Source organism: Pseudomonas umsongensis, from assembly GCF_012647205.1.
GTDB lineage: Bacteria > Pseudomonadota > Gammaproteobacteria > Pseudomonadales > Pseudomonadaceae > Aquipseudomonas > Aquipseudomonas umsongensis.
Map to the genome: position 1 here is coordinate 1,848,628 of NZ_CP051487.1, position 20,629 is coordinate 1,869,256.

Annotated in this window: 23 protein-coding genes; 14 read left to right on the forward strand and 9 right to left on the reverse strand. The window is 61.0% G+C overall.

Going from position 1 to position 20,629, the window contains the following annotated elements; all coding sequences use genetic code 11:
* Nucleotides 1–66 precede the first annotated feature (66 nt).
* From ccmA to HGP31_RS08465, 13 genes are all read left to right on the forward strand, one after another.
* Complete coding sequence (gene ccmA, locus HGP31_RS08405) at nt 67–702, forward strand: cytochrome c biogenesis heme-transporting ATPase CcmA (RefSeq protein ID WP_110746188.1); 636 nt, start codon at nt 67–69, stop codon at nt 700–702.
* Nucleotides 699–1,367 (forward strand): heme exporter protein CcmB, encoded by a 669-nt coding sequence (gene ccmB / locus HGP31_RS08410; RefSeq protein ID WP_007980754.1) that lies wholly within the window; start codon nt 699–701, stop codon nt 1,365–1,367. Before ccmA ends, ccmB begins: the two co-directional genes overlap by 4 nt.
* An 80-nt stretch (nt 1,368–1,447) precedes the next feature.
* On the forward strand, nt 1,448–2,203 hold the full coding sequence (locus tag HGP31_RS08415) for a heme ABC transporter permease (protein WP_020796989.1): 756 nt from the start codon (nt 1,448–1,450) through the stop codon (nt 2,201–2,203).
* Complete coding sequence (gene ccmD, locus HGP31_RS08420; protein ID WP_008055370.1) at nt 2,200–2,376, forward strand: heme exporter protein CcmD; 177 nt, start codon at nt 2,200–2,202, stop codon at nt 2,374–2,376. Before HGP31_RS08415 ends, ccmD begins: the two co-directional genes overlap by 4 nt.
* Entirely contained in the window at nt 2,373–2,828 is a 456-nt protein-coding gene (gene ccmE, locus HGP31_RS08425; RefSeq protein WP_020796990.1) for a cytochrome c maturation protein CcmE, read from the forward strand. The genes ccmD and ccmE overlap by 4 nt, the downstream gene beginning before the upstream one ends.
* 3 nt (nt 2,829–2,831) lie before the next feature.
* Entirely contained in the window at nt 2,832–4,820 is a 1,989-nt protein-coding gene (locus tag HGP31_RS08430) for a heme lyase CcmF/NrfE family subunit (protein WP_020796991.1), read from the forward strand.
* Nucleotides 4,817–5,353: a DsbE family thiol:disulfide interchange protein gene (locus HGP31_RS08435; RefSeq protein ID WP_020796992.1), complete on the forward strand. Its 537-nt coding sequence runs from the start codon at nt 4,817–4,819 to the stop codon at nt 5,351–5,353. The genes HGP31_RS08430 and HGP31_RS08435 overlap by 4 nt, the downstream gene beginning before the upstream one ends.
* Nucleotides 5,350–5,820 carry a cytochrome c-type biogenesis protein gene (locus HGP31_RS08440; RefSeq protein ID WP_020796993.1) on the forward strand — a complete coding sequence of 157 codons (471 nt, stop codon included), beginning with the start codon at nt 5,350–5,352 and terminating at the stop codon, nt 5,818–5,820. The genes HGP31_RS08435 and HGP31_RS08440 overlap by 4 nt, the downstream gene beginning before the upstream one ends.
* The gene (gene ccmI, locus HGP31_RS08445) at nt 5,817–7,019 is read left to right on the forward strand and encodes a c-type cytochrome biogenesis protein CcmI (protein WP_083348448.1); all 1,203 of its coding nucleotides are present in this window, start codon (nt 5,817–5,819) and stop codon (nt 7,017–7,019) included. Before HGP31_RS08440 ends, ccmI begins: the two co-directional genes overlap by 4 nt.
* A 12-nt stretch (nt 7,020–7,031) precedes the next feature.
* Nucleotides 7,032–7,439 carry a hypothetical protein gene (locus HGP31_RS08450; RefSeq protein WP_168757459.1) on the forward strand — a complete coding sequence of 136 codons (408 nt, stop codon included), beginning with the start codon at nt 7,032–7,034 and terminating at the stop codon, nt 7,437–7,439.
* Between the two features lie 27 nt (nt 7,440–7,466).
* Nucleotides 7,467–8,033, forward strand: a complete 567-nt coding sequence (phnN, locus tag HGP31_RS08455; RefSeq protein WP_168757460.1) for a phosphonate metabolism protein/1,5-bisphosphokinase (PRPP-forming) PhnN — start codon at nt 7,467–7,469, stop codon at nt 8,031–8,033.
* A gap of 144 nt (nt 8,034–8,177) precedes the next feature.
* The gene (locus HGP31_RS08460; RefSeq protein WP_033044075.1) at nt 8,178–8,390 is read left to right on the forward strand and encodes a type II toxin-antitoxin system HicA family toxin; all 213 of its coding nucleotides are present in this window, start codon (nt 8,178–8,180) and stop codon (nt 8,388–8,390) included.
* On the forward strand, nt 8,390–8,794 hold the full coding sequence (locus HGP31_RS08465; RefSeq protein ID WP_020796998.1) for a type II toxin-antitoxin system HicB family antitoxin: 405 nt from the start codon (nt 8,390–8,392) through the stop codon (nt 8,792–8,794). Before HGP31_RS08460 ends, HGP31_RS08465 begins: the two co-directional genes overlap by 1 nt.
* Nucleotides 8,795–8,852: 58 nt before the next feature.
* Here the strand turns inward: HGP31_RS08465 and HGP31_RS08470 are convergent, their stop codons facing one another.
* Nucleotides 8,853–10,058, reverse strand: a complete 1,206-nt coding sequence (locus HGP31_RS08470; protein WP_033044076.1) for an MFS transporter — start codon at nt 10,056–10,058, stop codon at nt 8,853–8,855.
* 224 nt (nt 10,059–10,282) lie between these two features.
* On the opposite strand from HGP31_RS08470, the gene HGP31_RS08475 reads away from it, so the two are divergent.
* Nucleotides 10,283–10,726: a hypothetical protein gene (locus HGP31_RS08475; protein ID WP_020797000.1), complete on the forward strand. Its 444-nt coding sequence runs from the start codon at nt 10,283–10,285 to the stop codon at nt 10,724–10,726.
* Between the two features lie 119 nt (nt 10,727–10,845).
* On the opposite strand, the gene HGP31_RS08480 is transcribed toward HGP31_RS08475, so the two are convergent.
* The 8 genes from HGP31_RS08480 to gcl form a co-directional block, all read right to left on the reverse strand.
* Nucleotides 10,846–11,841 carry a sulfate ABC transporter substrate-binding protein gene (locus tag HGP31_RS08480; protein ID WP_168757461.1) on the reverse strand — a complete coding sequence of 332 codons (996 nt, stop codon included), beginning with the start codon at nt 11,839–11,841 and terminating at the stop codon, nt 10,846–10,848.
* A gap of 188 nt (nt 11,842–12,029) precedes the next feature.
* Complete coding sequence (locus HGP31_RS08485) at nt 12,030–12,854, reverse strand: ion transporter (RefSeq protein ID WP_020797002.1); 825 nt, start codon at nt 12,852–12,854, stop codon at nt 12,030–12,032.
* A gap of 21 nt (nt 12,855–12,875) precedes the next feature.
* Complete coding sequence (locus tag HGP31_RS08490) at nt 12,876–13,790, reverse strand: urea transporter (RefSeq protein WP_168757462.1); 915 nt, start codon at nt 13,788–13,790, stop codon at nt 12,876–12,878.
* Between the two features lie 137 nt (nt 13,791–13,927).
* Nucleotides 13,928–15,343: a pyruvate kinase gene (pyk, locus tag HGP31_RS08495; protein WP_168757463.1), complete on the reverse strand. Its 1,416-nt coding sequence runs from the start codon at nt 15,341–15,343 to the stop codon at nt 13,928–13,930.
* Nucleotides 15,333–16,613 (reverse strand): glycerate kinase type-2 family protein, encoded by a 1,281-nt coding sequence (locus HGP31_RS08500; protein ID WP_168757464.1) that lies wholly within the window; start codon nt 16,611–16,613, stop codon nt 15,333–15,335. The genes pyk and HGP31_RS08500 overlap by 11 nt, the downstream gene beginning before the upstream one ends.
* A gap of 148 nt (nt 16,614–16,761) precedes the next feature.
* Nucleotides 16,762–17,655 carry a 2-hydroxy-3-oxopropionate reductase gene (locus HGP31_RS08505; RefSeq protein ID WP_020797007.1) on the reverse strand — a complete coding sequence of 298 codons (894 nt, stop codon included), beginning with the start codon at nt 17,653–17,655 and terminating at the stop codon, nt 16,762–16,764.
* Between the two features lie 131 nt (nt 17,656–17,786).
* Entirely contained in the window at nt 17,787–18,569 is a 783-nt protein-coding gene (gene hyi / locus HGP31_RS08510) for a hydroxypyruvate isomerase (protein WP_020797009.1), read from the reverse strand.
* A 133-nt stretch (nt 18,570–18,702) separates the two neighbouring features.
* Nucleotides 18,703–20,478, reverse strand: coding sequence for a glyoxylate carboligase (gene gcl, locus HGP31_RS08515; RefSeq protein ID WP_020797010.1), 1,776 nt, complete (start codon nt 20,476–20,478; stop codon nt 18,703–18,705).
* Nucleotides 20,479–20,629 lie beyond the last annotated feature (151 nt).

Consider the following 20,629-nt stretch of genomic DNA (forward strand, 5'->3'; position numbering starts at 1 on the left):
CTTTATTCTGCATCTCTTTAACGGCCGCGCCAGCGCCGACTTGAACCGTATAAGGCCCGTGAACCCTTGACCAGTCCAGTCTTGCAAACCGTTGCCCTTGCTTGTGAGCGAGACCTTCGGCTGCTCTTCGAAAATCTCGATTTGAGAATGGCCAGTGGCGAAATGGTACAAATCAGCGGTCCCAACGGCAGTGGCAAGACCAGCCTGTTGCGCCTGTTGTCCGGCCTGATGCACCCGACCGCCGGTCAAGTACTGCTTAACGGTCAGCCGCTGAGCGAGCAACGCACAGAACTTGCACGCAATCTCTTGTGGATCGGCCATGCCGCCGGCATCAAGGATTTGCTGACGGCGCAAGAGAACTTGAGCTGGCTGTGTGCCCTGCATCAACCGGCTTCCCATGATGCAATCTGGCAGGCCCTGGCCGCAGTCGGGCTGCGCGGTTTCGAGGATGTTCCCTGCCATACGCTGTCCGCGGGTCAACAGCGCCGAGTGGCGCTGGCGCGGCTTTATCTGGACAGCCCACCGTTGTGGATACTCGATGAGCCCTTTACCGCCCTCGACAAGCAAGGCGTGGCGCAGCTCGAAGAACACTTGGCAGGCCACTGCGAGCGCGGTGGCATGGTGGTCTTGACCACTCACCACACGCTGAGCCGCGTGCCGGCCGCGTACCGCGACATTGATCTGGGGAACTGGGCCGTATGAGTGTTTTTGGCCTGTTGGTTGCCCGCGAAGCCCGTCTGTTGTTCCGCCGTCCGGCTGAACTGGCCAACCCGCTGGTGTTCTTCGCCATCGTCGTTTCGCTGTTCCCCCTCGCGGTCGGTCCCGAGTCTCAATTGTTGCAAACCTTGTCTCCGGGACTGGTCTGGGTGGCGGCCCTTTTATCGGTCCTGCTCTCGCTGGACGGGCTTTTCCGCAGTGATTTCGAGGACGGATCGCTGGAACAGTGGGTCCTTTCGCCGCACCCCCTGGCTCTTCTGGTTTTGGCCAAGGTACTGGCACACTGGGCGTTTTCCGGCCTGGCACTGGTTTTGCTCGCGCCTTTGCTGGCGTTGATGCTCGGTTTGCCTGCCGCCTGTCTGCCGGTGTTGCTGCTTTCTTTATTGCTGGGTACACCGGTACTGAGCCTGCTCGGTGCGGTGGGCGCGGCGTTGACGGTAGGTTTGAAGCGTGGCGGGCTGTTGCTGGCGTTGCTGATCCTGCCGTTGTACATCCCGGTATTGATTCTTGGCAGTGGCGCCTTGCAGGCAGCCTTGCAGGGCATGCCGGCGACCGGTTATCTGTTGTGGCTTGGGAGCCTGACCGCCCTGGCGATAACCCTGACACCCTTTGCAATAGCCGCTGGCCTGAAGATCAGCGTCGGCGAATAATGAGGTCTGGTCAAAATTTGACCAGTAAAGACCCTATGGCTGTCTCGCGATAGCGAGCAGCAACCGTGATGGAAACAGCAATGAACTGGACGTGGTTTCATAAGCTCGGCTCGCCCAAATGGTTTTACGGCATCAGCGGCAGAATGCTGCCATGGCTGAGCATTGCGGCGTTGCTGCTGATCGGCGTTGGCGTGGTCTGGGGCCTGGCCTTCGCGCCGCCGGACTACCAGCAGGGCAATAGCTTTCGCATCATCTACATCCATGTTCCGGCCGCCATGCTGGCACAGTCCATCTACGTGATGCTGGCGGTGTGTGGCGTCGTCGGGCTGGTGTGGAAGATGAAGCTGGCCGACGTCGCCCTGCAGTGCGCGGCACCCATCGGTGCCTGGATGACCGCCGTGGCGCTGGTCACCGGGGCGATCTGGGGCAAGCCGACCTGGGGCTCGTGGTGGGTCTGGGATGCACGACTGACGTCCATGCTGATTCTTTTGTTCCTGTACTTCGGTCTTATTGCGCTGGGCAACGCCATCAGCAATCGTGACAGTGCGGCCAAGGCCTGTGCGGTGCTGGCCATCGTCGGCGTGATCAACATCCCGATCATCAAGTACTCGGTGGAGTGGTGGAACACCCTGCATCAGGGCGCAACCTTCACGCTCACGGAAAAACCGGCGATGCCCGCCGAGATGTGGCTGCCGTTGCTGCTGACGGCGCTGGGTTTCTATTGTTTCTTCGGCGCGGTATTGCTGCTGCGCATGCGCCTTGAGGTGCTCAAGCGCGAAGCCCGGGCCAGTTGGGTCAAGGCCGAAGTTGAAAACAGCCTGGAGGTTGCTCGATGAGTTTTGCTTCATTCGGCGACTTCCTCGCCATGGGCCATCACGGCCTGTATGTCTGGTCGGCCTATGGCATTTGCCTGGCAGTGCTGGCCCTCAACGTGGCGGCGCCAATCCTGGCCCGCAAGCGGTATCTGCAACAAGAGGCGCGCCGTCTGCGCCGGGAGAACGGCAAGTGAATCCGCTGCGTAAAAAGCGTCTTATCATCATTCTGGCGATCCTGGTTGGGGTCGGCGCCGCCGTGGGCCTGGCCCTCAGCGCCCTGCAGCAGAACATCAACCTGTTTTACACACCGACCCAGATCGCCAACGGCGAAGCCCCGCAGGACACGCGCATCCGCGCGGGCGGCATGGTCGAGGCCGGTTCCCTGCAGCGCTCCGGAGATTCGCTGGACGTGAAGTTCGTCGTCACCGACTTCAACAAATCCGTGACCATCAGCTATCGCGGCATCCTTCCGGACCTGTTCCGCGAAGGGCAGGGCATCGTCGCCCTGGGCAAGCTCAATGCCGAAGGCGTGGTGGTGGCCGATGAAGTGCTGGCCAAGCACGATGAAAAGTACATGCCGCCGGAAGTGACCAAGGCCTTGAAAGACAGTGGTCAATCCGCCCCAACACCCGCTAAGGAGGGTTGATCCATGACTTCCGGCATCTTCATTCCCGAACTGGGTCATCTGGCGATGATCCTGGCCCTGTGCTTTGCGCTGGTTCAGGCCGTCGTGCCATTGGTCGGCGCCTGGCGCGGTGACCGATTCTGGATGAGCCTGGCCCAGCCGGCGGCATGGGGGCAATTCGCCTTCCTGCTGTTCGCTTTTGGCTGCTTGACCTATGCGTTCATGGCCGACGATTTTTCCGTCGCTTATGTCGCCAACAATTCCAACAGTGCCTTGCCCTGGTACTACAAGTTCAGCGCCGTATGGGGCGCGCACGAAGGTTCGTTGCTGTTGTGGGCGTTGATCCTCGGCGGCTGGACGTTCGCCGTGTCGGTGTTCTCCCGACAGTTGCCGCAAGTCATGCTGGCACGGGTGCTGGCAGTGATGGGCATGATCAGCACCGGTTTCCTGCTGTTCCTGATCCTCACCTCGAACCCGTTCAAGCGCATCCTGCCGCAAGTGCCTGGCGACGGTGCCGACCTCAACCCGTTGCTGCAAGATATCGGCCTGATCGTGCACCCGCCGATGCTGTACATGGGCTACGTCGGCTTCTCGGTGGCCTTCGCCTTCGCTATCGCCGCGCTGATGGGCGGTCGCCTGGACGCCGCTTGGGCGCGTTGGTCGCGGCCATGGACCATCGTCGCCTGGGCATTTCTCGGTATCGGCATCACCCTCGGTTCCTGGTGGGCCTACTATGAACTCGGCTGGGGCGGCTGGTGGTTCTGGGACCCGGTGGAAAACGCCTCGTTCATGCCCTGGCTGGTGGGCACCGCGCTGATTCACTCGCTGGCCGTCACGGAAAAACGTGGTGTGTTCAAGAGCTGGACCGTGTTGCTGGCCATCGCCGCCTTTTCGTTGAGCCTGCTGGGCACTTTCCTCGTGCGTTCCGGCGTACTGACCTCGGTGCACGCCTTTGCCTCGGACCCCGAGCGCGGCGTGTTCATCCTGATCTTCCTGCTGTTCGTGGTCGGTGGTTCGCTGACGCTGTTCGCCTTGCGCGCACCGGTGGTCAAGAGCCAGGTCGGCTTCAACCTCTGGTCCCGGGAAACCCTGTTGCTGGGCAACAACCTGGTGTTGGTGGTGGCCGCTTCGATGATCCTGCTGGGCACCTTGTATCCGTTGATTCTCGATGCCATGACCGGTGCCAAGCTGTCGGTCGGCCCGCCGTACTTCAATGCGCTGTTCATTCCATTGATGGCCTTGTTGATGCTGGTGATGGCGGTCGGCGTGATCGTGCGCTGGAAAGACACCCCGGTGAAATGGCTGCTGGGCATGCTCACCCCGGTACTACTCGGCAGCGCCGCGCTGGCGGTGGTGGCGGGCGTGGCTTATGGCGATTTCAACTGGGCGGTGCTGGCGACCTTCATGCTCGCGGCCTGGGTGTTGTTGGCCGGTGTGCGTGACATTTTCGACAAGACTCGCCACAAAGGCCTGATCAAAGGCCTGCCGACCCTGACCCGCAGCTACTGGGGCATGCAGGTTGCACACCTGGGCATCGCCGTCTGCGCCCTCGGCGTGGTGTTGTCGAGCCAGAACAGTGCCGAGCGCGACCTGCGCCTGGCGCCTGGCGAGTCCATGGCCCTGGGCGGTTATCAGTTCATCTTCGAAGGTGCCAAGCACTTCGAAGGCCCGAACTTCACCTCCGACAAGGGTACCGTGCGGGTGATCAAGGACGGCAAGGAAGTCAGTGTCCTGCACCCGGAAAAACGTCTCTACACCGTACAGAATTCGGTGATGACCGAAGCCGGGATCGACGCCGGTTTCACCCGTGACCTCTACGTCGCACTCGGCGAGCCCCTGGGGGATGGCGCCTGGGCAGTACGTGTGCACGTCAAGCCGTTCGTGCGCTGGATCTGGTTCGGTGGTTTGCTCACAGGTCTGGGCGGGTTGCTGGCAGCGCTGGACCGGCGTTATCGGGTCAAGGTGAAAAGCCGTGTGCGGGAAGCACTGGGCATGACGGGAGCGACTGCATGAAGCGTTGGTTGATGTTGTTGCCACTGGCGATTTTCCTCGTGGTGGCTGTTTTCCTGTATCGCGGTCTGTACCTGGACCCGGCCGAGTTGCCCTCGGCGATGATCGGCAAACCCTTCCCGGAGTTTTCCCTGCCAGCGGTGCAGGGCGACAAGACCCTGACCCGCGCCGACATACTCGGCAAACCGGCATTGGTCAACGTCTGGGGCACCTGGTGCATTTCCTGCCGGATCGAGCACCCGGTGTTGAACAAACTGGCCGAGAAGGGCGTGGTGATCCACGGCATCAACTACAAGGACATCAATGCCGACGCCTTGAAATGGCTGGCGGATTTCCATAATCCGTATCAGCTGGATATTCGCGACGACGCCGGCACCCTGGGCTTGAACCTCGGTGTGTACGGCGCCCCGGAAACCTTCTTCATCGACGCCAAGGGCATCATCCGCGACAAATTCGTAGGGGTGATCGACGAGCAGGTCTGGCGCGAGAAACTGGCGGCCAAGTACCAGGCGCTGGTCGACGAGGCGAAGCCATGAAGCGCTGGATTGCCGCCGTTGTCCTGGGCTTGAGCCTGGCCGGCGTGGCCCACGCTGCCATCGACACTTACGAGTTCGCCAAGGAAGGTGATCGCGAGCGTTTTCGCGAGTTGACCAAGGAGCTGCGTTGCCCGAAGTGCCAGAACCAGGACATCGCTGACTCCAATGCCCCGATTGCCGCCGACCTGCGCAAAGAGATCTTCCGCATGCTTGGCGAGGGTAAGGACAACCAGCAGATCATCGACTTCATGGTCGATCGCTACGGTGATTTCGTTCGCTACAAACCGGCCCTGAACGCCAAGACCGCACTGCTCTGGTTCGGCCCCGCTGGCCTGCTGTTGGGCGGTGTGGTGATCATCGCGGTGATCGTGCGTCGTCGTCGCGTGCAACGCGCCGAAACGCCAGGCTCGCTTTCTGCCGAGGAGCGCGAGCGCCTCGACCAACTGTTGGATAAAAACCAAGAATGATTGATTTCTGGCTCGCTGCAGGTCTGCTGCTCCTGGTGGCCCTGAGTTTTCTGCTGATCCCCGTCCTGCGTAGTCGTCGCGCCCAGCTCGAAGAGGATCGTACTGCCCTGAACGTGGCGCTGTATCAAGAACGCGTGGCTGAGCTGCAGGTTCAGCAGCAGGAAGGCGTTCTCGATGCCGCGCAAATGGACGCCGGCCGGGCTGAAGCCGCCCGTGAATTGCTCGCGGACACCGAAGGCGTTGCCGCGCCTCGGGTGACGCGCCTGGGCAAGGCGGCACCGTTGCTGGCAGCCATCCTGGTCCCGGTGCTGGGCCTGGGGCTGTACCTGCATTTCGGTGCCAGCGACAAAGTCGAGTTGACCCGGGAGTTCGCCCAGGCGCCACAGTCGATGGAAGAAATGACCCGGCGCCTGGAGCGCGCGGTCGCGGCGCAGCCCGATTCCGCCGAAGCGCTGTACTTCCTCGGTCGCACCTACATGACCCAGGATCGTCCGGCGGATGCGGCGAAGATCTTCGAGCGCACCGTCAACCTGGCCGGGCGCCAGCCTGAACTGTTGGGGCAATGGGCCCAGGCGCAGTATTTCGCCGATGGCAAGAAGTGGTCGGACAAGGTCCAGGCCCTGACTGACGAAGCGCTCAAGGCCGATCCAAAAGAAGTTACCAGCCTGGGCCTGCTGGGCATCGCCGCCTTCGAAGGCCAGCGTTTTCAGGAAGCGATCGACTACTGGAATCGCCTGCTGGAGCAACTGCCGCCGGACGACCAGTCCCGTATTGCGCTGCAGGGCGGTATTACCCGCGCCAGCGAGAAACTGGTGGCCAGCGGTGGCAAGGTGGCCCAGGCGCCAGCGGCCAAGCCGGCAGCGCTGCTCAAGGTCCGGGTTGACCTGGCGGCCGACCTGAAGGCCAAGGTCCAGCCGGGTGACAGCGTGTTCATCTTCGCCCGCGCCACCTCTGGCCCACCCGCGCCGTTGGCGGCCAAGCGCCTGACCGTGGCTGATCTGCCAGCCACCGTCGAGTTGGGCGATGGCGATGCAATGATGCCGCAGTTGAAACTGTCGAACTTCCCTGAAGTCCAACTGGTTGCGCGCATCTCCCGCGCCGGTCAACCGACGGCAGGCGAGTGGATCGGTCGCAGCCAGCCCCTGGCCAGCAGCACCACCGCGCCGCAACAACTGACCATCGATAGCCCGGACAAATAACAGGAAGCCACCATGACCGCCATTGCTCGTATCACCCTGCTCAGCGTTGTTTTGGGGCTGAGCGCTTGTGCGGTCCAGCGGCCACCTGAGCAGCCGAGCCCGCCACCGATCCCGCCGTCGCAGCCCAGTACCAAACCGGCGCCGTCGACGGTGCCGAGTAAGCCGACGACTCCCGCCAAACCGGCCAAGCCGCTGCCGCGCACCTCGGCCAGCTTCGCGCCGCCACCGGGTGGCAACAGTCATTGGGACCCGAAACTGGGCGTGTATGTGCTCGACGATCAACCGAACACGTTCTATCGCCAGCGCACCTACTACCGTTGGGATAACGGCTGGAGCCGTTCAATCAGCCCGAAAGGACCCTGGGAAGAGACCGATATCCATGGCGTACCGGGTGGGTTGGGACGCCAGTTCGGGCAGTAACGCAAATTGCGACCCTCGGGGGGTTGGATGGCAGGCAGGTTGATTTACCTCATCGGGCCTTCGGGTTCGGGCAAGGACAGCCTGCTCGATGCCGCGCGAGCGCGGTTGGCCGAGCGAGGCTGCCTTATCGTGCGCCGAGTCATCACGCGTTCCGCCGAAGCCGTGGGCGAGGCAGCACTGGGCGTGAGCCCGCAGCAATTCGTCCAGATGCAGGCCCAGGGCGCGTTTGCCCTGAGCTGGCACGCCAATGGCCTGTCCTACGGCATCCCGCGGGAAATCGACGATTGGCTCGCCGCTGGCCAGGACGTGCTGGTGAACGGCTCGCGCGGGCATTTGCAGGATACTCGCGAGCGTTATCCGAATGTGTTGGCGATATTGCTGACCGTGGACCAGGCAGTGCTGCGCCAGCGCTTGCTGGCGCGTGGTCGTGAGTCCTTGGCCGAGATCGACCAGCGCCTGGCGCGCAATGCCCGTTTCGGTGAGCGCCTGCTGGCCGAGGATCCGACAGTGCATGTGCTCGACAACTCCGGGCCACTGGAACAAACCGTTGAACAACTCTTGGCCTGCCTCGTCGAGCCGGCTGCATGCGCCTGATCGCTGTGCCGGCCATTTTGTCGATTTAAAACCTTCTTTCTTCATACCCCGCAATACAACCGAACGTCGTGCTTTCAGTTTTTGTGCTTGAGTAAAGATAACTCTAGGGTTATTTTTGTTGAGGCCAAAGCAAGGAGGCTGGTGGTGCAGAGCAGGCTATTGATCAAGGAATTGATGGAGGCGGGATGGACCCTGGACCGGGTCACAGGCAGTCATCACATTTTCACCCACCGATACAACCCGTACACCATTCCCATCCCCCATCCGAAGAAGGATTTGCCGGTCGGGGCGGTCAAGAGCATCAGGAGGCGAGCCGGGCTGTACTGCCCGCCAGCCAGTTACGCAGGAGATCCATAATGCAATATCCAATCTGTATCGAATGGGGCGATGAGAACACCGCCATCGGTATCCAGATCCCCGATATCCCAGGTGCGGTAACCGCCGGGGATAGCTTTGAAGAGGCCTACAACGCAGCGGTCGAAGTTGCCCACATCATGCTGCAGGAGTTGGCTGCGGATGGTGAGTCGATTCCGATGCCGACGTCGGCTTCGGTGCATCGCAGTAATCCCGAGTTCGCCGACATGGGCTGGGGCATGCTGGAGCTGGACATCTCGCCGTACCTGGGCAAGACCGAGAAGGTCAACGTGACGTTGCCCGGCTATGTGATCCAGCGCATTGATCGTTATGTGCGCGAGCACAATGTAAAAAGCCGGTCGTCGTTCCTGGCGGATGCGGCGATGGAGAAGCTGGTGCGCAATTGATGGATTGGTAACCTTGCCTTGGCGGGCGATCCTACTCGCCCACCAAGCGCTTGAATCTTTACGCCGTCGCCAATGAAGCCTTCTGCGAAACACTCAGGAAGCGCAACAACGCCAACAGTGGAAACGCACTGCCAACCACCACGATCCACAGCCAGCCGCCGTGCTCATATACCGCGCTGGCCACGGATGAGCCGAACGCACCGCCGATGAAGATGCTGGTCATGTACAACGCATTCAGACGGCTGCGGCTTTTGGCGTCCAGGGCGTAGACCGCGCGTTGACCGAGGACCATGTTCATTTGTACGCAGAAATCCAGCACCACGCCGGTCACGGCCAAGCCGATCACGCTATAGACGGGGTGGATGAAAGCGGGCAGGAAGCTCAGGCTGGCGCACAGCAGGGCCAGCAATGAAGCGATGCGGGTATGGCCGGCGTCGGCCAGGCGTCCGGCGATAGGCGCGGCAATGGCGCCGATTGCGCCGACCAAGGCGAAAATCGCGATCTGGCTTTGCGACAGGCCATGATTGCGCGCCAGTTCCAGCGGCACGGCGGTCCAGAACAGGCTGAACGTGGCGAACATGCAGCCTTGATAAAACGCCCGCTGGCGCAATACCGGTTGTTGACGCAGCAGCGTCCAGAGCGAACCCAGCAATTGGCCATAGGACGCGCTGTGGTCAGGCTGGCGCTTGGGGATGGTCAGCGCCAATACGATGCTGATCGCTGCCATCAATAGCGCGGCAATCACAAACATTGCCCGCCAGCCAAAATGATCCGCCACCACGCTGGACACCGGTCGCGCCAGCAATATTCCCAACAACAAACCGCCCATGATCCCGCCGACCACGCGGCCGCGAGATTCTTCCGGCGCCAGGTGTGCGGCCAGCGGAATCAGGATCTGCACCGACACCGAGCTGAAGCCCACCAGTAGCGAAATCAGCAAGAACACGTTCGGCTGATCGGTGAACGCCGCGCCCAGCAGACTGGCAATGGCGACCACGGTGGTGATGATCATCAGCCGCCGGTTTTCCAGCAGATCACCCAAAGGCACGAGGAAGAACAGGCCCAGTGCATAACCGATCTGCGTCAGCGAAACGATCAGGCTGGCCATGGTGCTGGTCAGGCCGATGTCCGGTGCGATCAGGCCGATGATCGGTTGCGCATAGTAGATGTTGGCGACGATCGCGCCACAGCAGAAGGCGAACAGCAGCACCATGCCTCGGGTCATTGTCGCGGTGCCATGGGGCAGCTGGGGCGATGGAGTCATAACGTGTCTCGCTGGAAATAAGTGAATGCGCGCAGGCTAAACGGCTGGCTGAAACGGCGGAAGTGGAATTGGAATGATAGTAATCATTCTTCTGCGCAATGAATGACGAATGCGGGCGTGTTGCAGGGACCACCGGCCATCCGAAGAACTGCCCGTTTTGCCGTGACAGCTAGAATCTACAGGGGGATCACTTCAACGTGTCCTTACAAAGCGGGAGTATCACGATGAAAATCGTATCTTCGCTGGCGTTGGTGGTAGCGGTTGGGTCGATCTTCGGGTGCTCGACAGTGCCGGATGCTCAGGTCACCAACGTTCCCATGAACGCTACTGCCATCAATGCTGGCAACATCGCCCGGCCAATCATGATGCCCGACGGGCAAGCAACAGTGTTCTGGTTTGCTGTCAGTGGAGAATCCATGGGTAGCGCGTTACCAGGTCGTTTGCAGGCCTACATCTACCCGGGAAGCTGTGGAAGTCTGGGTGCCAAACCCGCCTATGACATGAATGACGGCCCGAATGCGCGGTTCTATTCGCAAGCGTCCATGCAATATTTCTGGAAAAGCGCACCCGTACCGGTCGAGACACTTCGAGCGGGGGGCTATGCGTTGGTGGTGCGTGAAAGCCCGGCCGATGGTCACCAGGCGATTTTCTGCGGCAACCTGAGCTAGCGGCATACCCCTGTAGGAGCTGCCGAAGGCTGCGATCTTTTGATTTTGCCTTTTGAAAAACAAGATCAAAAGATCGCAGCCTTCGGCAGCTCCTACAGGGGATCGCGTCTGCTCAGTGGTTACTGGGCGTAAATCTGATCGAAAATCCCGCCATCATTGAAGTGGGTCTTCTGCACGGTGCGCCAGTCGCCGAAAGTTTTTTCCACCGACAGGAAGTCGACTTTCGGGAAGCGGTCGGTGTACTTGGCCAGAACGGCCGGGTCACGTGGACGCAGGTAGTTGGCGGCGGCGATTTCCTGACCTTGTGGCGACCAGAGGTACTTCAGGTATTCCTCGGCGGCAGCGCGGGTGCCTTTCTTGTCGACGGTCTTGTCGACCACCGACACCGGTGGCTCGGCTTCGGCGGATACGCTTGGGTAGATGACCTCGAACTGATCGCGACCAAACTCGCGGGCGATCATTTCCGCTTCGTTTTCGAAGGTCACCAGTACGTCGCCGATCTGGTTGGTCATGAAGGTCGTCGTTGCGGCGCGGCCACCGGTATCCAGCACTGGAGCCTGCTTGAACAGCTTGCCGACGAAGTCCTTCGCCTTGTTTTCGTCGCCGCCATTTTTCAGCACGTAGCCCCAGGCGGAGAGGTAGGTGTAGCGGCCGTTACCAGAAGTCTTCGGGTTTGGCACGATGACTTGCACACCGTCCTTGAGCAGGTCCGGCCAATCTTTCAGGGCTTTGGGGTTGCCTTTGCGGACGATGAACACAGTGGCCGAGGTGAACGGGGCGCTGTTGTTCGGCAGGCGGGTGACCCAGTTGTCCGGGATCAGTTTGCCGTGATCGGCCAGGGCGTTGATGTCGGTGGCCATGTTCATGGTGATCACGTCAGCAGGCAGGCCATCGATGACCGAGCGCGCCTGTTTGCTGGAGCCACCGAAGGACATCTGCAAGGTGATGTTTTCGTTGTGCTCGGCTTGCCAGTGTTTCTGGAACGCAGTGTTGTAGTCCTTGTAGAAATCGCGCATCACGTCGTAGGAAACGTTGAGCAGGGTCGGTGCGGCCTGGGCCACGCTGGTCAGTGCCAGGCCAGCGGCCAGAAGTGAGGCGCCAAAGAGTTTTTTCACTGCGAATTCCTTGTTCTATGTAGGAGCTGCCGCAGGCTGCGATCTTTTGATTTTGATCTTCAAAAGCAAGATCAAAAGATCGCAGCCTGCGGCAGCTCCTACGGGTTATGTGTATTGAACGCGATACTAATTTGCCAGCGACTATAGCCGGCCCCGCATAGTCGTTTAAAGATTAAAAAGCTCTTTGCTTATTCCAGTTTCTTGAACAATGCATTGCCGCAGCGAGAGCAGAACGCGGCGCCGTGTTCGTGGTGGTTTTTCTTGCACACCGGGCAGTCATGTTGCAACTGTTCGCCACGCATGGCGTTGGCCAGCTCGGCAGTGAAAATACCGGTGGGCACGGCAATGATCGAATAACCGGTGATCATGACCAGCGAGGAAATCACCTGGCCCAATGGCGTCTTCGGCACGATGTCGCCGAAGCCCACCGTGGTCAGCGTCACGATGGCCCAGTAGATGCCTTTGGGAATGCTGGTAAAACCGTGCTCCGGGCCTTCGATCACATACATCAATGTGCCGAACACCGTCACCAGGGTGCAGACACTGACCAGGAACACCACGATTTTCTGCTTGCTGCCGCGCAACGCGGACATCAGGTAGTTGGCTTGTTTCAGGTAGGGGCTGAGCTTGAGCACGCGGAAAATCCGCAGCATCCGGATGATCCGGATAATCAACAGGTACTGCGCATCGGCGTAGTACAACGCCAGTATGCCGGGCACGATCGCCAGCAAGTCCACCAGTCCATAGAAGCTGAAGGCGTAGCGCAGGGGTTTGGGCGAGCAGTACAGGCGCAGGCCATATTCGATGGCGAAGATGACGGTGAAGCCCCACTCGATGTACGCCAGCACGTCGGCGTAGTTGCGGTGGACTGTATCGATGCTGTCGAGCATCACGATCACCAGGCTGGCGAGGATGATCAACAGCAAAATGCCGTCGAAGCGCCGACCCGCCTTGGTGTCGCTCTGGAAAATCATGACGTAAAGGTCTTCACGCCAGTTTTTGCTGCTGTCCATGGGAAACGCCTGAATCGGGAATCAGCGCAGCCTAGGTTGATTCTCCCCAGAAGCGCAAGGCGCAGTGGCCCCTGTCGCCTTGCCGAGTAATTGAGCCACCGTACGAATCAGCCAGCAGGCGAGGATGAACGGCGCGGTCAGCGTGGGCAGGCCAACAGCGGCAAACATCGGCGTCAACAGCAGCGCGCAGGCAATGCCCACCAGTGGCAGCCACGGCTGCTGGCGCTGGGCGCTGAAGGCGAGGGCGGCGAGCACGGCGTTGTAGCCACCCAGGCCCAGCAGTGCGGTGTAGAAGTCGTGGTTCAACAGGCTCCAACCCATGCCGGCAACAGACGCCAACAACGCCCAGCAGAAGGCGCGACGATCAGCCACCAGCAAACCGGCGGCAATCATCGCACCGGCCAGCGGATGACCGAGGAACATCACCTGGCCGAGGCCCTTGAGGGGGGCGGCGAGCATGTTCAGCGTGTTGACTTCGATCAGATGCGCCTCGGTCGAGGGCGTGGCGAAGCACAGCAGCAACCAGCTCAAACCCACGAAGGACGCGGTATAGGCAGGCAGGTACTGGCTGAAGCGGGCGCGTTTGAGCCACTGCTGTGTGAGCATGGCGCTCAGGCCACCTGCGGCGAGGATCAGCGGCGGCAACATCGCCGACCAGGGGAAATACAGACTCAGCAGCAAGCCAAGCAAGACGCCGTTGTAACTGAAGAGTCCGGCCTGGCGATCGGCCTTGGCGTAGCCTCGACGTTGCGCGGTGAGCAGCCCGGCGACGCCGCCAAGCAACGCACCGCCGAGCAAGGCGGGCGCGGTAAACAGAATGGCGAGCAGGCACGCCAGACCAAACAGCGGATGGCGTTGGAGGAATATCTGGCTGAAGCCGTTGAGCAAGGCTTCGGCCCAGTCGGGGCAGTGGGTGTTGAAGTGATTGGCAGGCATGGCAAGGGTCGTTTCAGTACAGATCGTTCCCACGCTCTGCGTGGGAATGCCTCAATGGACGCTCTGCGTCTGCTCTTGGGACGCGGAGCGTCCCGGGCTGCATTCCCACGCAGAGCGTGGGAACGATCATGTAGGGGTTAAATCAATGTTTCGATACGCAAAGAGTTAGTCGACCCCGGCAGCCCAAACGGCACACCTGCAGTGATCAATAACGTATCGCCCCGCTGCGCCATGCCTTGGGCCTGGGCAATTTCCAGCGCCGTAGAGCACACCTCGTCCACCTGACGCAGGCGATCGTTGACCACCGAATGCACCCCCCATGCCACGGTCAGGCGTCGAGCGGTTTGCCGGTTCGGCGTCAGGTTGAGGATCGGCACTGTCGGCCGTTCCCGGGCCGCACGCAAACTCGAGGTGCCTGATTCGCTGTAGTTGACCAAGACCGCCACCGGCAACACGTTGCTGATACGGCGAATCGCGCAGCTGATCGCATCGGAAACAGTCGCTTCGGCTTTTGGCCGGCTGACGTCCAGCTGGGTCTGGTAGTCCGGGCCGTTTTCCACCTGGCGGATGATCTTGCTCATCATCTGTACAGCTTCCAGCGGGTATTCGCCGGAGGCGGTTTCCGCCGACAGCATCACCGCGTCGGCACCTTCGGCCACCGCATTGGCGACATCGGTGACTTCGGCGCGGGTGGGCGCCGGGGAGAAGCGCATCGATTCGAGCATCTGCGTCGCCACCACCACCGGCTTGCCCAACTGGCGACAGGTGCTGATGATGTTTTTCTGGATCTGCGGCACGCTTTCGGCCGGCACCTCCACGCCCAGGTCACCGCGAGCGACCATGATCGCGTCGCTCAATTCGGCAATTTCGCGCAATTGCGCCACCGCTGACGGCTTCTCGATCTTGGCCATCAGGAACGCCTTGTCGCCGATCAGGGCACGGGCTTCGCGAATGTCCTCAGGACGCTGCACGAACGACAGGGCCACCCAGTCCACCCCCAGTTCAAGGCCGAAGCTCAAATCGCGACGGTCCTTGGCGGTCAGCGGGCTCAGTTCGAGCAGCGCTTGCGGTACGTTCACGCCTTTGCGGTCCGACAGTTCGCCACCATTGAGCACGGTCGTGTCGATGGCGTCGGCATACTTGGTGACCACTCGCAGGCGCAGCTTGCCGTCGTCCAGCAACAGGTCCATGCCGGGCTCCAGCGCAGCGATGATTTCCGGGTGCGGCAGGTTGACCCGGCGTTCATCACCCGGCGTGGCATCGAGATCCAGGCGCAGGGCTTGACCGCGATGCAGCTGGACTTTGCCTGCGGCAAATTTGCCGACCCGCAATTTCGGCCCTTGCAGGTCCATCAGAATGCCCAGCGGATAATTCAGCTGGCGCTCGACTTCGCGGATCCACTGGTAGCGCTTGGCGTGGTCGGCGTGATCGCCGTGGCTGAAGTTCAGGCGAAAGATATTGACCCCGGCCTGCACCAGTTCACGAATGTCGTCGATCCCGTCGGTAGCGGGGCCCAGGGTGGCGAGGATCTTGACCTTTTTGTCAGGCGTCATGTTTAGGGCTCTCAAGAATCAGGATGGCGCGGAAGTCGTTGACGTTGGTGCGGGTCGGCTCGGTGACGATCAGTGCGTCCAGCGCCTCGAAATAGCCGTAGCCATTGTTGTTGTCCAACTCGTCGCTGGCGCTCAAACCGAGGGCCGCGGCGCTGGCGTAACTGTCCGGGGTCATGATTGCCCCGGCGTTGTCTTCGGAGCCGTCGATGCCATCGGTGTCCCCGGCCAGGGCGTAGACGCCGGGCAAGCCCTTGAGGCTGTCGGTCAGGCTGAGCAGGAACTCGGCGTTGCGCCCACCACGGCCGTTACCGCGAACGGTAACCGTGGTTTCGCCGCCAGAAAGAATCACGCAGGGCGCCGCCAGTGGCTGGCCGTGCTGGACGATTTGCCGAGCGATACCGGCATGCACTTTTGCCACTTCACGGGACTCACCTTCGAGGTCGCCCAGGATCAACGGACTGTAACCGGACTGACGGCACTTCACCGCCGCGGCTTCCAGTGATTGCTGCGGGCGCGCGATCAGCTGGAAGTGACTGCGGGCCAGGCTCGGATCGCCAGGTTTCACAGTCTCTGATTCCGGGCTTTGCAGCCAGTTACGCACGGAGGCGGGCACGTCGATGGCGTAGCGCTTGAGGATTGCCAGCGCTTCCGCCGAGGTGCTCGGGTCGGCCACTGTGGGACCTGAGGCGATGACCGTGGCGAGGTCGCCCGGCACATCGGAAATCGCATAGGTATAGACAGTGGCTGGCCAGCAAGCCTTGCCGAGGCGGCCACCCTTGATCGCCGAGAGGTGTTTGCGTACGCAATTCATCTCGCCAATGGTCGCGCCGGATTTGAGCAGGGCTTTGTTGATCGATTGCTTGTCGGCCAGGGTGATGCCTTCGGCCGGCAGGGCGAGCAGCGCCGAGCCACCGCCGGACAGCAGGAAGATCACGCGGTCTGTTTCGTCGAGGTCGCTGACCAGTTCCAGAACGCGTTTGGCAACGGCCAGGCCGGCGGCGTCCGGAACCGGATGCGCGGCTTCGACCACTTCGATTTTTTCGCAGGGGGCGCCGTGGCCGTAACGCGTCACCACCACGCCGGACACTTCGCCCTGCCAGCAGCGCTCGACCACCTGGGCCATGGCGGCCGCGGCTTTGCCGGCACCAATGACGATCACCCGACCGCTGCGGTCGGCAGGCAAATGGGCTTCAAGGACTTGCTGCGGATGGGCCGCGTCGATGGCTGTGGCGAACAGCTCACGCAGCAATTGTTGCGGATCGACCGACATGGCGGGCTCCCGGAATTCTTGTTATTCGAAAGGGCAACTCGGATCTCTGTGGGAGCGAGCCTGCTCGCGAATCAAACGACACGGTTTGTCAGGGACACCGCGGTGAATTCTTCGCGAGCAGGCTCGCTCCCACAGGTTTATGCAGGGCTTAGTTCTTGTCGCGAATCGAGAAATTTGCCATGTGTTCCAGGCCCTTGATCAGTGCCGAGTGGTCCCAGTTGCTGCCACCGATGGCCGCGCAGGTGCTGAACACTTGCTGGGCGTTGGCGGTGTTCGGCAGGTTGATGTTCAGCTCCTTGGCCCCTTGCAGCGCCAGGTTCAGGTCCTTCTGGTGCAGGCTGATGCGGAAGCCTGGATCGAAGGTGCCCTTGATCATGCGCTCGCCGTGTACTTCGAGGATCTTCGACGAGGCGAAACCGCCCATCAGTGCTTCACGCACCTTGGCTGGATCGGCACCGTTCTTGGCAGCGAACAGCAGGGCTTCGGCCACGGCCTGGATGTTCAGGGCGACGATGATCTGGTTCGCCACCTTGGCGGTTTGACCGTCACCGTTGCCACCCACCAGGGTGATGTTCTTGCCCATGGCCTGGAACAGCGGCAGCGCGCGTTCGAAGGCATCGGCATCGCCGCCGACCATGATGCTCAGGGTCGCCGCCTTGGCACCGACTTCACCGCCGGACACTGGCGCGTCGAGGTACTGGGCGCCTTTTTCGTTGATCCTGGCCGCAAATGCCTTGGTGGCGGTCGGCGAGATCGAGCTCATGTCGATCACCACCTTGCCTTTGCCAAGACCGGCGGCAACGCCGTCGGCACGGAACAGCACGTCATCGACCTGTGGGGTATCCGGGACCATCACGATGATGAATTCGGCTTCCTGGGCGACTTCTTTCGGGTTCGCCAGGGCGACGGCGCCGGCGGCAACCAGGTCAGCAGGAGCGGCGTCGTGGTGCGCCGACAGGAACAGGCTGTGACCGGCTTTTTGCAGGTTCGCCGCCATTGGGTGGCCCATGATGCCGGTGCCGATGAATCCGATTTTAGCCATGAGAAAATCCTCTCTTTTTGTGTGTCACCCTGTAGGAGCTGCCGAAGGCTGCGATCTTTTGATCTTGATCTTGAAAAACAAAGTCAAAAGATCGCAGCCTTCGGCAGCTCCTACAGGAATGTCATGTTCAATTAAATCGCGTTATGGGTCTTGAGCCAGCCCAAACCCGCTTCGGTGGTCGTCAGCGGCTTGTATTCGCAACCGACCCAACCCTGATACCCAATGCGGTCCAGGTGTTCGAACAGGAAGCGGTAGTTGATTTCACCAGTTCCCGGTTCGTTGCGCCCCGGGTTGTCCGCCAACTGCACATGGTTGATTTCGCCCAGGTGCGATTGCAGGGTGCGGGCCAGGTCGCCCTCCATGATTTGCATGTGATAGATGTCGTATTGCAGGAACAGGTTGGCGCTGCCGACCTGTTCGCGAATCGACAGGGCTTGCGCCGTGTTGTTCAAGTAGAAGCCCGGGATGTCGCGGGTGTTGATCGCTTCCATCACCAGCTTGATACCGGCTGCCTGCAGCTTCTCGGCCGCGTACTTGAGGTTGGCGACGAAGGTTTTTTCCACGGTGGCATCGTCAACGCCTTGTGGGCGGATGCCGGCCAGGCAGTTGATTTGGGTGTTGCCCAGCACTTGTGCGTAGGCGATCGCCAGGTCGACACCGGCGCGGAACTCTTCAACTCGATCCGGCAGGCAGGCGATACCACGCTCGCCCTTGGCCCAGTCGCCGGCCGGCAGGTTGAACAGCACTTGAGTCAGACCGTTGGCATCGAGCTTGGCCTTGATTTCGGCAGAGCTGAAGTCGTACGGGAACAGGTACTCGACACCACTGAAACCGGCCTTGGCGGCCGCTTCGAAACGGGCAAGAAAGTCCTGTTCGGTGAACAGCATGGACAGGTTGGCTGCGAAACGCGGCATGGTGGTCTCCCGTAAATATGTGAGGGCGGCCCCTGTGGGAGCGAGCCTGCTCGCGAAAGCAGTGTGCCAGCCAACATTGTTGCTGGATTTGAAGCCGCCTTCGCGAGCAGGATCGCTCCCACAAGGGGAACGATCAATCGAGCAACGAAATCGCCGTTGGGGCGTCGTTGCCAACCAGCGCCAGGTCTTCGAATTCGTTGACGGCGTTGATCTCGGTGCCCATGGAAATATTGGTCACGCGCTCCAGGATGATCTCGACGATCACCGGAACCTTGAACTCTTCGATCATCTGTTCGGCCTTGCGCAGGGCAGGGGCGATGTCAGCCGGTTCGAACACACGCAGCGCCTTGCAGCCCAAGCCTTCGGCTACCGCGACGTGATCGACGCCATAACCGTTGAGTTCCGGAGCGTTCAGGTTGTCGAAGGACAGCTGCACGCAGTAGTCCATCTCGAACCCGCGCTGCGCCTGACGGATCAGGCCCAGGTACGAGTTGTTCACCACCACATGAATGTACGGCAGCTTGAACTGCGCACCCACCGCCAGTTCTTCGATCATGAACTGGAAGTCATAGTCCCCCGACAGGGCCACGACTTTGCGGTTCGGGTCAGCCTTGACCACGCCCAGCGCAGCAGGAATGGTCCAGCCCAGTGGGCCTGCCTGACCGCAGTTGATCCAGTGGCGCGGCTTGTAGACGTGCAGGAACTGCGCGCCGGCAATCTGCGACAGACCGATGGTGCTGACGTAGCAGGTGTCCTTGCCGAAAACCTGGTTCATCTCTTCATAAACGCGTTGCGGCTTGACCGGAACGTTGTCGAAGTGGGTCTTGCGCTGCAGGCTGGCTTTACGCTGCTGGCAGTCTTGCAGCCAGGCGCTGCGGTTTTTCAGCTTGCCGGCAGCTTGCCACTCGCGAGCGACTTCGATGAACACGGTCAGCGCGGAGGCGGCGTCGGAGACGATGCCCAGGTCCGGGGTGAAAACGCGGCCGATCTGCGTGCCTTCGATGTCGACGTGAATGAACTTGCGGCCTTCGGTGTAGACGTCGACCGAACCGGTGTGGCGGTTGGCCCAACGGTTACCGATGCCCAGTACCACGTCCGATTTCAGCAGGGTCGCGTTGCCGTAGCGGTGCGAAGTCTGCAGGCCGACCATGCCCACCATCAACGGGTGATCGTCCGGGATGGTGCCCCAGCCCATCAGGGTCGGGATGACCGGGATGCCGGTCAGTTCGGCAAACTCCACCAGCAGGTCGCTGGCGTCGGCATTGATGATGCCACCACCGGCCACCAGCAATGGGCGCTCGGCCTGGTCCAGCAGCGCCAGGGCTTTTTCCACCTGAACGCGGGTAGCGCTCGGCTTGGCCAGTGGCAGTGGCTGGTAGGCATCGATGTCGAATTCGATTTCGGCCATCTGTACATCGAACGGCAGGTCGATCAGCACTGGGCCTGGACGACCTGAGCGCATTTCATAGAAAGCTTTCTGGAACGCATAAGGCACCTGGCCCGGCTCCAGAACAGTGGTTGCCCACTTGGTCACTGGCTTGACGATGCTGGTGATATCGACAGCCTGGAAATCTTCCTTGTGCATACGGGCGCGGGGTGCCTGGCCGGTAATGCAGAGGATTGGAATCGAGTCGGCCGAGGCGCTGTAGAGCCCGGTGACCATGTCGGTACCGGCCGGTCCCGAAGTGCCGATGCACACGCCGATGTTGCCGGCCTTGGTGCGGGTGTAGCCCTCGGCCATGTGCGAGGCGCCTTCAACGTGGCGAGCGAGTACGTGATCGATGCCGCCGACCTTTTGCAGGGCGGAGTACAGCGGGTTGATGGCGGCACCGGGGATGCCAAAAGCGGTATCAACCCCTTCACGGCGCATCACCAGAACGGCGGCTTCGATTGCTCTCATTTTGCTCATGGTTTTGTGCCTCTTTACGTTTTGTAATTGTATACAAGTGGCTTTGCGCAGAGTGTATTCACGGCGGACGGCGCAGGTCAATCCATTTTCTCAAGCGCTCGTTTCATTCGTCGGAAGCCCGTTCTACTGTGGCTTTTCGTCGCATGCGGCG